At 72.0% G+C, this 14,645-nt stretch carries 12 protein-coding genes; 7 read left to right on the top strand and 5 right to left on the bottom strand.

All coding sequences use genetic code 11. From position 1 onward, the window contains the following. Positions 1 to 649: 649 nt before the first annotated feature. From VE546_RS28035 to fmdA, 3 genes are all read left to right on the top strand, one after another. A complete protein-coding gene (locus tag VE546_RS28035; protein WP_414720559.1) occupies positions 650 to 928 on the top strand; it encodes an FmdB family zinc ribbon protein in 279 nt (92 codons plus the stop codon). Positions 929 to 1,014: 86 nt separating this feature from the next. Further along, positions 1,015 to 1,653, top strand: coding sequence for an AmiS/UreI family transporter (locus VE546_RS23635; RefSeq protein ID WP_324925640.1), 639 nt, complete (start codon positions 1,015 to 1,017; stop codon positions 1,651 to 1,653). Positions 1,654 to 1,796: 143 nt separating this feature from the next. Beyond that, positions 1,797 to 3,044 carry a formamidase gene (gene fmdA / locus VE546_RS23630; RefSeq protein WP_324925638.1) on the top strand — a complete coding sequence of 416 codons (1,248 nt, stop codon included), beginning with the start codon at positions 1,797 to 1,799 and terminating at the stop codon, positions 3,042 to 3,044. A gap of 862 nt (positions 3,045 to 3,906) precedes the next feature. On the opposite strand, the gene VE546_RS23620 is transcribed toward fmdA, so the two are convergent. After that, positions 3,907 to 4,224, bottom strand: a complete 318-nt coding sequence (locus VE546_RS23620) for a hypothetical protein (protein ID WP_324925636.1) — start codon at positions 4,222 to 4,224, stop codon at positions 3,907 to 3,909. 701 nt (positions 4,225 to 4,925) lie between these two features. On the opposite strand from VE546_RS23620, the gene VE546_RS23615 reads away from it, so the two are divergent. Both VE546_RS23615 and VE546_RS23610 read left to right on the top strand, forming a co-directional pair. Beyond that, a complete protein-coding gene (locus tag VE546_RS23615; protein WP_324925634.1) occupies positions 4,926 to 5,870 on the top strand; it encodes an RNA polymerase sigma-70 factor in 945 nt (314 codons plus the stop codon). Positions 5,871 to 6,005: 135 nt separating this feature from the next. Further along, positions 6,006 to 7,205, top strand: a complete 1,200-nt coding sequence (locus VE546_RS23610) for an NAD(P)/FAD-dependent oxidoreductase (RefSeq protein ID WP_324925632.1) — start codon at positions 6,006 to 6,008, stop codon at positions 7,203 to 7,205. A 697-nt stretch (positions 7,206 to 7,902) separates the two neighbouring features. Here VE546_RS23610 and VE546_RS23605 read toward each other — a convergent pair. Further along, a complete protein-coding gene (locus VE546_RS23605) occupies positions 7,903 to 8,490 on the bottom strand; it encodes a TetR/AcrR family transcriptional regulator (protein ID WP_324925642.1) in 588 nt (195 codons plus the stop codon). Between the two features lie 130 nt (positions 8,491 to 8,620). On the opposite strand from VE546_RS23605, the gene VE546_RS23600 reads away from it, so the two are divergent. Then, on the top strand, positions 8,621 to 9,649 hold the full coding sequence (locus tag VE546_RS23600; protein WP_324925630.1) for an aldo/keto reductase: 1,029 nt from the start codon (positions 8,621 to 8,623) through the stop codon (positions 9,647 to 9,649). Between the two features lie 271 nt (positions 9,650 to 9,920). Here VE546_RS23600 and VE546_RS23595 read toward each other — a convergent pair whose 3' ends face one another. Then, positions 9,921 to 10,613, bottom strand: coding sequence for a type 1 glutamine amidotransferase domain-containing protein (locus VE546_RS23595; RefSeq protein ID WP_324925628.1), 693 nt, complete (start codon positions 10,611 to 10,613; stop codon positions 9,921 to 9,923). Positions 10,614 to 10,667: 54 nt separating this feature from the next. Then, positions 10,668 to 11,528 (bottom strand): SDR family NAD(P)-dependent oxidoreductase, encoded by an 861-nt coding sequence (locus VE546_RS23590; RefSeq protein ID WP_324925626.1) that lies wholly within the window; start codon positions 11,526 to 11,528, stop codon positions 10,668 to 10,670. A gap of 189 nt (positions 11,529 to 11,717) precedes the next feature. Between VE546_RS23590 and VE546_RS23585 the strand changes: the two genes are divergently transcribed. Beyond that, positions 11,718 to 12,599 carry a helix-turn-helix transcriptional regulator gene (locus VE546_RS23585; RefSeq protein WP_324925624.1) on the top strand — a complete coding sequence of 294 codons (882 nt, stop codon included), beginning with the start codon at positions 11,718 to 11,720 and terminating at the stop codon, positions 12,597 to 12,599. A 368-nt stretch (positions 12,600 to 12,967) separates the two neighbouring features. Here the strand turns inward: VE546_RS23585 and car(A) are convergent, their stop codons facing one another. Beyond that, positions 12,968 to 14,623: an ABC-F type ribosomal protection protein Car(A) gene (gene car(A), locus VE546_RS23580; RefSeq protein WP_324925622.1), complete on the bottom strand. Its 1,656-nt coding sequence runs from the start codon at positions 14,621 to 14,623 to the stop codon at positions 12,968 to 12,970. Between the last annotated feature and the right edge of the window lie 22 nt (positions 14,624 to 14,645).

Raw genomic sequence — 14,645 nt, 5'->3', positions numbered from 1 at the left:
GCAGTCGGCCGCACTCTCCGGCGGGACGTCTCGCGGCGGAGCCCGACCCGGTCGAGGACGGCTGTGGCCCGCTCGGGTCCGCCGGGCGGATCGCGGCGCCGGTCTGCCGCAGCCCGGCCAGGCATACCGCCGCGCCGGCCGCCGCTGCCGCACCCGTCCCGCGCCCTCGATCCCTCACACCACACGCCCGGGTGCCCAGCGTCGCCGTGACCGTGCTGTGTCCGGCGGTCTCCGCGGTGGCTCGGACCTCCGCCCCTGATGCCTGCGGAGCCCGTACCGCGGTGCCCGCCGGTGCTCCGCATCCGTCCAGCGCCACCGTGGCGTTCCTCCGGCGACGGCACGACGGCACCCGGTCCCTCGGCGGTGGTGTCCGCGTTCCACCCGATCGCGATCGTGGACCGGTGGCCGCCCCGCTTCCCCATGGCAGGCGATCCACTCCTGTTTTTCGGCGCTCTTATCCGCCCGGGCGCGGTGCCGGGAAAACCCGTCCCGCAGCACCCTGCGGGACGGGAACGGGCAGGGCCCCGGCTTGACAGACGGCAGTTACGGGAGTTGCCTGAAAGCAGGGGAAAGCGTGTGAATTCGACCACTCGGACAGTGAATCGCACACACCGGGTCGGTCGGTATTCAACAATTCCGGAGGCGGCTTATGGCTACCTACGAATACTCATGTAGCGGCTGCGGACCGTTCGACGTGCGGTTGGCGATCGGAAGCGCGCCCAGCACCCTCGAGTGCCCCGTCTGCTCGGGGCCGGCACGGCGCGTCTACTCCCCTCCGGGGGTGGTCCGGACATCCCCCGCCACCGTTTTCGCACGCGAGCGCGAGGAGCGGTCCCGCGAGGCGCCGGAAGTCGTCTCCCAGGTACCGGAGGTGCGTGGCGGACCGCGCCGCTCCCGGCCCGTACCGGCCGGGCTGCCGCGGCCCTGACCGAGGACCGCCTGGCAGGCAGCGGAAAGGGGTGCCGGCCGAGGACCCGGTGCGGACACCCCGTATCACGCTAGGAGGTGCAGCCCGTGGCCAACGTGGGGCTGCTGTTCGTGGGCGCGGTGCTCTTCATCAACGGATTGATGCTCCTGGGCAAGGTCGATCCGAGGGCCGCCGCGGTGTTCAACCTGTTCGTGGGCGCCCTGCAGGTGGTGACACCGACATTCCTGATCTTCACCGCCGGCGGAGACCAGAGGGCCGTACTCGCGGCATCGGGGATCTACCTGTTCGGTTTCACTTACCTGTATGTGGGAATCGGCCTCCTGCTGGGCCTGGACACTACCGGGGTGGGGTATTTCTCGCTTTTCGTGTCCATTATGGCCCTGGCTTATTCCTTCGTCAGCTTCCGGATTCTGGACGACCGGCCCTTCGGCGTCATCTGGCTGTACTGGTCGTTCCTGTGGCTTCTGTTCTTCCTGCTGCTCGGCCTGAAGATCACGGGCATCACCGTCTTCACCGGCTGGGTGACGGCGATCCAGGGCTGGGTCACCGGAGCCATTCCCGCGTTCCTGCTGCTGGCCGGGTACTGGCGCAACTCCGATGAGGTCGCCCTCGCACTGGGGATCTTCGCCGTGGTCGTCTTCGGAGGGCTGTGGGTGCTCACCCGGCCGCGGCAGCAGGCAGGCGGCCGGTCCGAGGGGTCCGCGGCGGCGACGGACACCCGCTAGACGATCCCGCACGCCCCGGGCGGACAGGGAGGTGATCTTCCAGGACCACTGGTCAGAACGCGGCGTCCGGCCACTGTCACCGGCACCCCGGCGCGGACCGGGCGCGACGTACCGCCACACCCGCACGATCAGGAGGACGTGACATGCCCGAGGTCGTATTCAGCGTCGACCAAGCAAAGCCGATGAGCGAACAGACCGTTCCCGGGCACAACCGCTGGCACCCGGACGTTCCCGTCGCCGCCATGGTGCGGCCGGGCGACGAGTTCCGCGTGGAGTGCCGGGAGTGGACCGACGCGCAGATCGGCAACAACGACTCCGCCAACGACGTACGCGACGTCGACCTCAAGCGGGCCCACATGCTCAGCGGGCCGATCGGAGTGGAGGGTGCCGAGCCCGGCGACCTGCTCGTCGTGGACATCCTCGACCTCGGCCCGGTGCCCCAGCAGACGGGGGACGCGCCCGGCCAGGGCTGGGGGTACACCGGCATCTTCGCCAAGGCCAACGGCGGCGGCTTCCTGACCGACTACTTCCCCGACGCCTACAAGGCGATCTGGGACTTCCACGGCCAGGTGGCGACCTCGCGCCACATCCCGGGAGTCCGGTTCACCGGCATCACCCACCCGGGGCTGTTCGGCACCGCGCCCTCCGCGGAGCTGCTGGAGCGCTGGAACCGCCGGGAGCAGGCCCTGATCGACACCGATCCGGACCGCATACCGCCCCTGGGGCTGCCGCCGGAGACCGACCAGGCGCTGGCCGGGCAGGCCACCGGAGAGGACGCGGAGCGCATCGCGCGGGAGGGCGCGCGCACGGTGCCCGCCCGGGAGAACGGCGGCAATCACGACATCAAGAACTTCACGCGCGGTTCGCGGGTCTTCTACCCCGTTCACGTCGAGGGCGCCAAGCTCTCCGGCGGCGACCTGCACTTCAGCCAGGGCGACGGGGAGATCACCTTCTGCGGGGCCATCGAAATGGGAGGGTTCATCGACTTCCACGTCGACCTGATCAAGGGCGGCATGGAGAAGTACGGGATCACCACCAACCCGGTGTTCATGCCGGGCAACGTCGAGCCGAGGTACTCGGAGTTCCTCAGCTTCATCGGGATCTCCGTCGACCACGACTCCGACACGAACTTCTACCTGGACGCGACGGTGGCCTACCGGCGTGCCTGCCTCAACGCCGTCGAGTACCTCAAGAAGTTCGGCTACACCGGTGAGCAGGCCTACCTGCTGCTGGGTGCCGCGCCGATCGAGGGACGCATCAGCGGCGTGGTGGACATCCCCAACGCCTGCTGCTCGCTGTACCTGCCCACTGCCATCTTCGACTTCGACATCCGGCCCACGGCCGAGGGCCCGAGGAGCACCGATCGTGGCAGGAGCGCGGTGACCGACTGACGGCTGCCGTGCGCGCACCGGGGCGTCCCCGTCCGGCCGGGCGGGGACGCCCCGGTCACCGCGGGCCGCGCGCCCTGCCCCGGCCCCGCGCCCGGTTCCGGTACGACCGGCGCTCCGGAAGCCGCCGGAGAACCTTCCGGCCGGAGCGTGGGCAACCAGCGGCGGTCCATCCCCGGAACACCGGCGTCCGGCTCCTCGCCGGCGCCCTGCCCGACCGCCGCGACTTCCGGCACCCGCGCCCACGAGCCGCCTGTCCCGCCGCAGTACCGAAGCCCTCCCGCCCCGGTCCGGAACGGCCGCCCGGCCGCCAGAACGCCCGGCCCGCGCCACGTCACGCGTGCACACCGTTCGCAACCCCTGCCCCGTGAAACGGCGAACGAATACGGCGACAGAACACAGGTGCAGGTCGACGCGGATGCCGCGGCCGAAGCTCCTCGCACCCATCCGAAGCACCTCGGTGAATCGGTGAGTTCGCGCTGGAGGGCCTTCGTTCGTTCCTGAATTCAAGGGAACGGAAGCCCTGTTCCCGTATGGCTGCGGCCAAGTGGCCAGTGGTGCTCAGCGACGGCCCGGTTCCTTGTTCCTCTTGGCCGATTCCCACACCGAGCTGGACGAGTGAGTTCGGCGGGAGGGCAGGACCGGTCACTCGGGCCCTGTGCACAGGCCATGCAGCGAGGAGACCGGCGCCGCGCACCCTTCGTCCGGCAGGCCGGGATCTTCGCCCGCGCTTCCGGCGCGGCCTCGCCGAGAGGGTCTGGAGGAAGACCCCGGGCCGGAAGGGCGAGGGCCCCGCCGGCGAACCGGTGGGACCCTCTCCGTGCTGGATGCCGAGTGCTGGGTGCCTCCCCGTCTCAGCCCCGCCTCAGCAGGTGACGACCTTGCCGTACGAGCCCACCTTCCACCTCCACAGCCGGGCTTCGCCGTCGCGGTAGGTCCAGCACTCCCCGTCGGGACCGTTCTTGATGACGAGCTTCAGGTGCATGGTCTTGCCGCAGTTGTTCTGGATGGTCACCTTCTTCTCCTGCTTGACGACGTCCCGCGAGACACACGACGGGGCGGTGCCCCGGGGGCTCACGGCCGGCGCCGAGGCGGCGGTCGCGGCCGGCGCGGAGATGGTGAAGCCACTGCCGATCACCGCCGTCACGACGGCGACCGCGGCGAGTTTCCTACGAGAAGACATGAGAATCCCCCTTGGCGCGACAAGCGCGTCTTTCCTGGTCAATGACCACGATGCCTGTACCAGGCGGACCTCATAAGCGCATTGAAGCAAATGACCGATATCAACCGGATGCAGTTTCATGGCGATCGGATCGGTCGGGGCAATGACCGGAACGGCAGCACACCGCAGCCCCCACCATCAACGACTACCGGGGTTGAACCCATAGCGCCGTGAAGAACCGGCGGTCCTCGTCCCCTGCGGTATGCCGGTGGGACGGGGTGTTTACAAAGCGGTGGTCCGACTCGCCCGGAGCCGTTCCGCCTCTCCCACCCTCACGCACGGGCAGGTGCCCACACCGGTCGAGATCACCAAGTGCGACGACGCACTACCAGGAGCTGTCCCGCTGCGGGCGTGGGACCGGTGGGGTCGCATCCCGGGGCGTCGCGCACTCGCGGCCGGGGCCCGCGGTCGATCCCGCTGAATGAGCGGTCGGGGCGGTCAGTCGCAGCCTGGGGTGATCGCGCGGTGAGGGATACGAGGCGGCAGGGGTGCTGAGCGCCATACCCGCGGGGTGGTCACCGGGGCCCGCCGCCCGGGGAAGTCTCCCGTTGCCTTCGAGTACGGCTCACAGGACCGCTGGTCCGAATCCTGCCGAGTACGCATCCCGTGAGGCCCCGGAAACACCCCGGGGCCTCCCCCGTTTCCCGGCTAGGATCCGGGCTATGCCGCTGACCATGAGGGACGTGGACCGGTTCGAGGCCGCGAGGCCCCGTCTGGAGGCCATCGCCTACCGCCTCCTCGGCTCCGCGAGCGAGGCCGAGGACGCCGTACAGGAGACCTTCCTGCGCTGGCAGGCCGCCGACGTCGAGCGCATCGAGGTCCCCGAGGCCTGGCTGACGAAGGTGCTCACCAACCTGTGCCTCAACCAGCTCGCCTCGGCCCGCGCGCGGCGCGAGACCTATGTGGGCCAGTGGCTCCCCGAGCCGCTGCTCGACGGGGACCCGATGCTCGGCCCGGCCGACACCGCCGAGCAGCGCGAGTCGGTCTCGTACGCGGTCCTCACCCTCATGGAGCGGCTGTCCCCCCATGAGCGGGCGGTGTACGTGCTGCGGGAGGCCTTCGACTACCCGCACCGGGAGATCGCCAGGATCCTCGACCTCACCGAAGCCGCCAGCCAGCAGATCTTCCACCGCGCCAAGAAGCACATCGCGGACGGCAAGACCCGCACCGAGGTCGACGGAACCGCCGCCCGGCGGATCGTCGAGGAGTTCCTGGCGGCCGCCACCAGCGGGAAGACCGAGCCGCTCGTGCGGCTGCTCACCGCCGACGCCATCTCGATCGGCGACGGCGGCGGGAAGGTCCCGGCCCGCGCCAAGCCGTTCGAGGGCGCCCTCGCGGTCGCGAAGTTCATGCGGGGCCTGTTCAAACCGGCACGGTCCAAGCGCGCCCTGGTCGGCGGCTCGCCCGAGGTCTACGCCACGACCGCCAACGGCGGCCCCGCCGTCGTGGCGGTCGTCGACGGCCGGGTCGTCGGCATCATGTGCCTGGAGATCACCACCGAGGGCATCGCCGCGTTCCGCAACCAGGCCAACCCCGACAAGCTCGCACGCGCGACCGAGATGTGGGCGGCCACCGATCACGGAGAACCCCTGTTCCGCGCCTTCTGACCACGGTGCGGGGCACCCTGACCCCTGTGTGAGCTGCTTCACACCGCGTTCCTGTCAGGAAACGGCGTGCTGCCCGGTTCAAGGGACGAAACCGCGCAAGACAAGGGGCGGTCCCGCGCAGACAGGAGCAGGAACATGCAGCACCGCATCATCGTCCTCGGCGCCGGATACACCGGAGCCACCGCGGCCGGCCGCCTCGCCAGGCGGCTGCACCGTGACGACGTCGCCATCACCCTCGTCAACGCCGAGCCCGACTTCGTCGAGCGCGTCCGGCTGCACCAGCTCGCGGTCGGCCAGGATCTCAGGCCCCGCCCCCTCGGCGAGATGTTCGCGGGCACCGGCGTCGAGCTGAGGATCGCGAAGGTCACCGGCGTCGATGTCGACCGCAGGACCGTCGCCGTCGCCGACGCGAACGGCGGCGCCGGGGAGCTGGAGTACGACACCCTCGTGTACGCCCTCGGCAGCGGCTGGAACGACCACGGCGTCCCCGGCGCCGCCGAGCACGCCTACGAGATCGCGAGCCGGCTCGGAGCGCTCCGGCTGCGCGAGCGTCTGGCCGGCCTGGACGCCGGACAGCCCGTGGTCGTCGTCGGCGGCGGCCTCACCGGCCTGGAGGCGGCCGCCGAGATCGCCGAGGCCCGCCCGGACCTCGCGGTCGCCCTCGCCGCCCGCGGCGGACTCGGCGACTGGCTCTCGGACAAGGGCCGCAGGCACCTGCGGAAGGTCTTCGGCGGGCTCGGCATCACCGTGCACGAACACACCGCCGTCACCGGCGTCGAGGCCGACCGCGTCACCACCGCCGACGGCACGGTCATCCCGGCCGCGGTCACCGTGTGGACCACCGGCTTCGCGGTCCACCCGATCGCACGGGCCACTGCCCTGGAGGTCACCGGCACGGGTCAGATCGTGGTCGACGCGACCATGCGCTCGGTCTCGCACCCGGACGTGTACGCCATCGGCGACGCGGCCCTGGCGATGGGCCCCGGCGACAAGCCGCTGCGGATGTCGTGCGCCTCGGGCACCCCCGCCGCGTGGCAGGCCGCCGACGCCATCACGGCGCGCCTGACCGGCGGGAAGCTCCCGAACATGCCGATCCGCTACTTCAACCAGTGCGTCTCGCTGGGCCGCAGGGAAGGCTTGATCCAGTACGTCACCGCCGACGACCGAGCTGTCAGCGCGGCCCTGACCGGCCGGCTCGCCGCCGTCTACAAGGAGCTGGTCTGCAAGGGCGCGGCCTGGGGCGTCGCTCACCCGACCCTCGGCCTGCCGGCCCGCCCCCGCCGCGTGGTACGGGAGGCGGCGGGGGCGGGCTCGGCCGTCAAGGCGTCGGCCTGACCCGCACGGTGAGGCGGGCGCCCCGTATGGCGGGGCGCCCGCCTCGCCGTCGCCGTGGTGGAGGTCCGGTCCGCGCTCGGCCCGGAACGGCGGACGGACAGGTGCCCTGCCCCTGCGGCGCGTTCCGGACCCACCCGTACCGCGTGGGTGACGTCACACCCGGCTGCAACCACGCCACGCGCCGCCCGGCGATCACGTCCGCCGGCGATCAGGTCGCGTGGGAGGACGACCGCCTCTCAACGGCCCGCCCGGCCCCAGCGCGGGGAGGCAATGCGACAGGTGGGGCGGCCTTGGGTGGTCCGCCCCGGGAGGTCGTGGACGCGGCCGGCCGGAGGTGGTCTCCGGGTGCGGTGTCCGGGCTGTGCGTGGATCCGCCGCCACCGGTCGGCTGCGGCGCGTGCCGGCCCGGCGTCGCATCAGCGGGCGTCGAAGCGGAACTCCGGCGGTGACACTCCTGCGTCCGGGACCCGCCGGTCCGACCACCGCACGGTGTCCCCGATCCGCTGCACGGCCACGGACGGGAAACCGCAGCATCCGCCCGTGCACGGGTACTCCCCCGGCTCCGCGCGCCGTGCCCTGCCGGTCGCCCACAGGGGACCGGGCCACCCTGCGGTGAGCGCCGGTCCTGCGGTGAGCGCCGGTGCCGGACGCCACGGGCCGCCGGCCGGGCGGGTGGCGGGGAGCACGGAGCCGTCGCTCAGCCGGACCCGGCGCGGGTGCCGTAACGGAGTCCGTCGACGAGCAGGTCGATCATGCGCCGCGTGTGGCCGTCGTCGTCCTCCTGGGCGGGCAGGGTCAGGTTGCCCACGGCGCGCAGCAGGTCTTCGGGGTCGGTGCCGGAGCGGATCTGGCCGGCTTCCGCCGCGGCGTCGAGGAGTGCGCCGAGGACCGGCACGAAGCGCTGCCGGAAGTAGGAGGGCAGGCTGTCGTAGGCCGGGTCTCCCGAGTGCAGGGCGGCGCTGAGTCCGCGTTTGGTGGCGATGAAGCCCGAGAAGCGCCGCAGCCACCGGGCGAGCGCCTCGACCGGTTCGTACTCGGCCATCAGGGAGGGAGCGGCGTCGGCGCAGGCGTCGACCTCGTGGCGGAAGACGGCGGCGATGAGGTCGGAGCGCTGCGGGAAGTGCCGGTAGAGGGTGCCCGCTCCCACGCCCGCCTTGGCGGTGATCTGCCGCACGGGGGCATCCACGCCGGAGCTGACGAACACCTCGGCGGCTGCGGTGAGCAGGGCGTCGATGCTGCGCTGCGCGTCGGCGCGCACGCGCCGGCGGGGCTGCCCCCCGTCCATCGGGCCGTTGTCCACGGTGTACTCCTCTTGATAACCGGAACAGCGTTCCGTATCGTCGAAGCTGAACAGTGTTCCGCTTACGTGAGCATATCGCGCCGCGGCGGGCGCCCACCCACGCACGAGGAGAACCATGAAGTACCGCACGCTGGGACGGACCGGCATCAAGGTCAGCCCGTACTGCCTGGGCGCGATGATGTTCGGCCCCATAGGCAACCCCGACCACGACGACTCCGTCCGGATCATCCACAAGGCGCTGGACGCGGGCGTCAACTTCGTCGACACCGCCGACGCCTACTCACGCGGCGAGTCCGAGGAAATCGTCGGCAAGGCCCTCAAGGGACGCCGGGACAACGTCGTGCTCGCCACCAAGGCGCACCTCCCCATGGGGGACGACCCCAACCAGCAGGGCAACTCGCGGCGCTGGCTGGTCCGCGCGCTGGAGGACTCCCTGCGCCGCCTGGGGACCGATCACGTCGACCTGTTCCAGGTCCACCGGCCCGCGCCGGACACCGACGTCGAGGAGACGCTCTCCGCCCTCACCGACCTGGTACGCGCGGGCAAGGTCCGGGCCATCGGCACCTCCTCCTTCCCCGCCTCGGACATCGTCGAGGCACAGTGGGTCGCCGAGCGGCGCGGCCTGGTGCGGTTCCGCACCGAGCAGCCGCCGTACTCGATCCTCAACCGGGGCATCGAGCGCGAGGTCCTGCCCGTCTGCGAGCGCTACGGCATGGGCACCCTGGTCTACAGCCCGCTCGCGGGGGGCCTGCTCACCGGCCGCTACCGCAAGGGCCGGCAGGCCGACACCCACCGGGCCGCCTTCGGCTTCCGGCACCTGCGCGACGAACGCCGGCTCGACGCCGTCGAGCAGCTCCTCGACCTCGCCGAGAAGGCGGGGATGCCGCTGACGCACCTGGCCATGGCCTTCGCGATCGCCCACCCGGGCGTCACCTCCGCGATCATCGGGCCGCGCACCATGGACCACCTCGACGACCTCCTCGCCGGCGCCGGGATCACCCTGACCGACGACGTCCTCGACGAGATCGACGCCATCGTGCCGCCCGGCACCGACGTCGGGACGCTCGACATGGCCTACCAACCGCCCGCCATCCAGCGGACCGCGCTGCGCCGCCGCCTGCCCGACGAGCGCTCCGCCGCCTGACCCGCCCCCGGGAACGGCATGCGGTGGCCGGGCTCTCCACGAGGAAGGTCCCGCCCTCCGCACCGATCGCCACCGGCCGGCGATCCCTTCTCCGCACGTCTCCGTACGAGGCCGAGCGATGACGTCCGGTCCGGACGGGGTCGTGGCGGGGAGATGCGGAGAGCGGAAGCCGCCGTCCCCGGACCCCGCACAGGGGGTCCGGGGACGGCGGCGTACCGAGGGGGTGCGGCGGCACGCGGGGCCGCGCGGCCGCGGTGACCCGCGTGCCCGCTCAGCCGAGGGCCGCGATCATGTCCTCGGCCATACGGGCGCTGGAGGCCGGGTTCTGCCCGGTGAACAGGTTGCGGTCCCGCACGTTGAACTGCCGGTAGGCCGGCCCGCCCACATGGACGGCGCCCAGCTCCCGCAGTCGGGTGGCGAGCAGCCACGGTGCGCCCTCGGCCGTGCCGAACAGCCGCTCCTCCTCATCGGTGAACGCGGCCATCCGACGGCCGGCGAACAGCCACCTGCCCTCCGTGTCCACGGCGCTGAGCAGGCCGGCCGGGCCGTGGCAGACGGCTCCGATGAGCTTCCCGGCCGCATCCGCGGCGGTCAGCAGGCGGCCCAGATCGGCGTCCTGGTAGAGGTCCACGACCGGACCGTGGCCACCGGGGAGGACGATCGCGACGTAGTCGCCGATGTCCACCTCGTTCAGTTTCAGCAGCGGGCCGAACTCCCGCAGCGCCTTCTCCGCGTGCGCCACGTAGTGGGCGCAGTCCGCCCCGGCGATCTCCGGGTCGGCGCTGTGCCGGTCGAGCGGCTGCAGCGCTCCGCCCGGGGAGGCGAAGTCGACCGCGTAGCCGGCCTGGACGAACTTCTCGTGCGGGGCCGCCAGTTCCTCGGCCCAGTAGCCGGTCGGGTAGGCCGAGCCGTCGGTGCGCTCCCAGACGCCGGCGGCGGACATGACGATCAGGATCCTGCTCATGGGAATACGGTTCCTCTCGGGGCGGCTCGGGGTGACTCGGGGTGGCGGGGGCGGCTAGGCGGCGGGGAAGTCGGTGGCGGGCGCGGTCGGCGCGGCGGCCTCGACGTCGTCCTTGAGGGCGCGGACCTTCGCGACCGCGTAGGAGTGGGCGTCCGAGCCGAGTAGCTGACGCAGGGGGCCCTCGCCCTCCAGGACCCGGTTGACGATCGCACGGGCGCCCAGGACCGGGTTGCCGGGCTGTTTGCCCTGGAGCTCGAGGTGGTCGGCGGTCATCTCGCGGATGGCCGGGTAGTGCTCGGTCGTCCGGGCGGGCAGGGCGAGGGAGCGGGAGGCGAGGAACTCGGTGCGGAAGTATCCGGGCTCGACGATGGTCACGTCGATCCCGAAGTCCGCCACTTCGGCGGCCAGGGCCTCGCTCAGCCCCTCCAGCGCGAACTTCCCCGCGCAGTACAGCGCCCAGCCCGGAACGGCGGTCAGGCCCAGGATCGACGACACGTTCACGATGTGACCGCCGCCCTGCCCGCGGAGGACCGGCAGGGCCGCGCGCAGCACGTTCCACACGCCGACGACCTGGATGTCCAGCATGTCGCGGACCTCGCGGTCGCTGGTCTCCTCCACTGCCGCGAGGAACCCGTAGCCCGCGTTGTTCACGACCACGTCCAGTCCGCCGAAGCGCTCGGTGGTCTCCTGCACGGCCCGCTTCACCTGCGCCTCGTCACGCAGGTCGACCGTCAGGGGGAGGAGGCGGGAGGTGTCGGCCTCGTCGCCGAGCGCCGCGAGCAGCCGCTGGGCCGAACGCGTCGTCGCGGCGACCCGGTCACCGCGCTCCAGCACCTGCTTGACGAGTTCCAGGCCCAGGCCGCGGGACGTACCGGTCACGAACCAGGTCGCGGGCCGCTCTGTCGGAAAATTCATGATCGTCCTTACGCGTGGTCGGCGGACGGAAGGGAAGTGCCGCAGGGAGGACCTGCTCGGCATGCCTCCAGCCTGGGCCGCGGTCCGTGCCGGTGGGGGCGCATATCGCGCCCTGCGCGACCGTGGACCGGGGAACCTAGGACGCACAGGACCAGGCACCGACGCCGGGCGTCGGTGACACTGACATGTGTGGCCGACAACAACCGAGAACTCGCCGACTTCCTGAAACGAGCCCGCGGCCAGGCCGACCCGTCCAGGGCGGGTCTGCCGCCGGACGGCCGTGTACGCCGCGTCCCGGGCCTGCGCCGTGAAGAGGTCGCGTTCCTGGCCGGAGTGTCGACCGACTACTACGCCCGCCTGGAACAAGGCAGGCGCATCACCCCCTCACCCGCCGTGATCGAGGCGATCGGCCGCGCCCTCGGACTCGACGACGCCGGAAGGGCCCATCTCCGGGACCTCATCGGGGTGACCACTGCCCCGGCCCACCGGAGCCCCCGCGGTGTCCAGCGCGTACGGCCCGGCCTCTACCAGCTCCTGGACGCCCTGGACGACGTGCCCGCCCTCGTCCTCGGACGCCGTACCGACATCCTCGCCGCCAACCGCATGGCACGCGCGCTGTTCGCCGACTTCGACCGGCTTCCGCCCCGGGAGCGCAACTACGCGCGCTGGATGTTCCTCGACGACGGCGCCCGCGGCCTCTTCGCCGACTGGGAGGACCAGGCACGCGCCGCGGTCGAGAGCCTGCGCCTCGACGTCGGCCGCGACCCCGACGACCGGGCCACCGCCGCGCTCGTCGCCGACCTGCGCGAACACAGCCACGCGTTCGACCGGTGGTGGGAGCAGCACCGCGTCCACCAGCGCACCCACGGCTCCAAACGCCTCCGCCACCCCCTCGTCGGCGACCTCACCGTCGAGTACGAGACCCTCACCCTCCCCGGGGACCCCGACACGGTCCTGTACGTCTACACCGCCGAACCCGGTTCACCCTCGAAACGCGCCCTCGACCTCCTGGCGAGCTGGACTCTCACCGGGTCCGCCGACCACCGGTCCAGCCCCGAGCGGGCCGACTGACCCGGACGGCGCCCACCGCCCCGGCCGGGCCGGTCCGGTGGCCCGGCAGCGCCGAACCCGTCGGGTCTCACCCTCACCGTGGCCGCTGCCCCCGGCCCCGGACGCTGCGGAGTCCTTCCGGCGGTCGGGCTGCCGGCGGGCCTGTTCGCCGATGTCGCGCCGAAGGTGGTGGCCGGATGGCGGGCGCGGGCCGCGGTGGAGAACGCATGGCCCCGCGCCGGCCGTGGGCGTGGGCCCGGGGCGGGTCCACGCCCACGGCCGGCGGCTTGTCCGTCAGGGCCGGCCATCGGCCGGGAGACCCACCCCGCTGACCGTCCGGAGGGACGGGCCCCCTTGTGTGCCGTCCCTCCCCCACACCGCTTCGGCGATCAGGCGGTGGTGAACTCGGCGACGTGCCCGTTCCGCAGCGTCAGATGGGCGCCGTTGAAGCGGGACCGCATGCGCCGGTCGTGGGTGACCACGACGACCGTGCCCTGATAGCCGGTCAGCGCCTCCTCCAGTTCCTCGACGAGCGCGGGCGAGAGGTGGTTGGTGGGTTCGTCCAGCAGCAGCAGGTCGACCGGCTCGGTCACCAGCCGGGCGAGTTCGATGCGGCGCCGCTGCCCGTACGACAGGTCCTGCACACGCTGCAGGAGGTCGTCCGGTCTGAACAGCCCGAGGGAGAGCAGTGCCTCGGTGTGCTCGTCGATGTCGCCGACCCGTCCGTTGCCGAACGCCTGAAGCACCGTCATCCCTTGCGGCCATGGTGTCTGTTCCTGCCGCAGATGCCCCACCCGGCCCGACACCCGCACCGATCCGCTGTCAGGTGCCAGCTCCCCGGAGAGCACCCGCAGCAGCGTCGTCTTGCCGGCCCCGTTGGGCCCGGTGATCAGCAGCCGTTCACCGGGCCCGAGGCGCAGGGAGTCGACGCCGAGCCGGTCGCCGACCCGGACGCCGGTGAGTTCGGCCACCGTCTCCTGGGGCTGCGCGGACTCGGTGGTGATCTCCGCTGTGAAGGTGAGCGGCTCGGGCGGCGGCGCGACCGGGTTCTCGGTCAGCCGCGCGACCCGTTCCTTGGCGTTGCGGATCCGCACCATCGCCCCGTGGCCCCGCCCGCGCATCCGGAACTGTCCGGCGCCGAAGACGGCGAAGGGCAGCTTGCGCGGGATGGCGTCCAGGCGCGCCACGTTGGACGCGATCAGCTCGCGGCTGCGGTCCAGTTCGGCGCGCCACTGCTCGTACTCCAGCAGCCTGCGCTGCCGTTCCGCCGCCTTGGCCGCCAGGTAGCCCTCGTAGCCGTTGCCGTAGCGCATCACCTTGCCGGAGTCGACTTCCAGGATCGTGGTGGTGAGCCGGTCGAGGAAGAGCCGGTCGTGGGTGACCACCACGACCGTGCCGCGGTGCTTGCGCAGGTGTTCCTCCAGCCAGCCCACGGCCCGGTCGTCCAGGTCGTTGGTCGGCTCGTCCAGCAGCAGCAGTTCGGGTTCCGAGGCCAGCGTCGCCGCCAGGGCGAGGCGCGAGCGCTCGCCCCCGGACAGGGTGCCCAGCCGCCGGCCGCGTTCCAGCCCGGGCAGCCCGAGCCCGTGCAGCGCGATCTCCACCCGGGAGTCGGCCTCGTAGCCGCCGCGGGCCTGGTACCGGTCCACCAGCGCGGCGTAACTCTCCAGGAGGGCGGCGAGTTCGGGGTCCTGGCCCGCCTGGTAGGGCCGTTCGGCCAGCTCGGCCTCGGTCCGGCGCATGCCCTCCTCCAGCTCCCGCAGGTCGGCCAGGGCCAGATCGACGGCGTCCTGGACCGTGGCGTCCAGCGGCAGTTCCAGTGTCTGGGCCAGATAGCCGACGCCACCGGGCGCGACCACCGTCAGCTCACCGTTGTCCGGCTGTTCCTGTCCGGCGATGAGCTTGATCAGCGTGGACTTGCCGGATCCGTTGTCCCCGATGACACCGACCTTCTCGCCCGGCTTGATGGTGAAGCCGACCCGGTCGAGTACGACGTGGTCCTGGTAACGCTTGGTGATGTCATGCAGAGCGAGTTGCGCTGTCGACACGCGGGAGTCCTCCTGATGTGGG

This window comes from Streptomyces sp. (assembly GCF_035644915.1).
Taxonomy (GTDB): Bacteria; Actinomycetota; Actinomycetes; order Streptomycetales; family Streptomycetaceae; genus Streptomyces.
The sequence above is the reverse complement of the archived record's forward strand: the minus strand, read 5'-3'. Positions and strand labels throughout refer to the sequence as shown.

Bases quoted from the DNA above. Each gene is read 5' to 3' on its own strand.
- VE546_RS28035 (WP_414720559.1), top strand. From the start codon at position 650: ATGGCTACCTACGAATACTCATGTAGCGGCTGCGGACCGTTCGACGTG.
- VE546_RS23610 (WP_324925632.1), top strand. From the start codon at position 6,006: ATGCAGCACCGCATCATCGTCCTCGGCGCCGGATACACCGGAGCCACC.
- VE546_RS23590 (WP_324925626.1), bottom strand. From the start codon at position 11,528: ATGAATTTTCCGACAGAGCGGCCCGCGACCTGGTTCGTGACCGGTACG.
- VE546_RS23605 (WP_324925642.1), bottom strand. From the start codon at position 8,490: ATGGACGGGGGGCAGCCCCGCCGGCGCGTGCGCGCCGACGCGCAGCGC.
- VE546_RS23595 (WP_324925628.1), bottom strand. From the start codon at position 10,613: ATGAGCAGGATCCTGATCGTCATGTCCGCCGCCGGCGTCTGGGAGCGC.
- VE546_RS23615 (WP_324925634.1), top strand. From the start codon at position 4,926: ATGCCGCTGACCATGAGGGACGTGGACCGGTTCGAGGCCGCGAGGCCC.
- VE546_RS23620 (WP_324925636.1), bottom strand. From the start codon at position 4,224: ATGTCTTCTCGTAGGAAACTCGCCGCGGTCGCCGTCGTGACGGCGGTG.
- VE546_RS23600 (WP_324925630.1), top strand. From the start codon at position 8,621: ATGAAGTACCGCACGCTGGGACGGACCGGCATCAAGGTCAGCCCGTAC.
- fmdA (WP_324925638.1), top strand. From the start codon at position 1,797: ATGCCCGAGGTCGTATTCAGCGTCGACCAAGCAAAGCCGATGAGCGAA.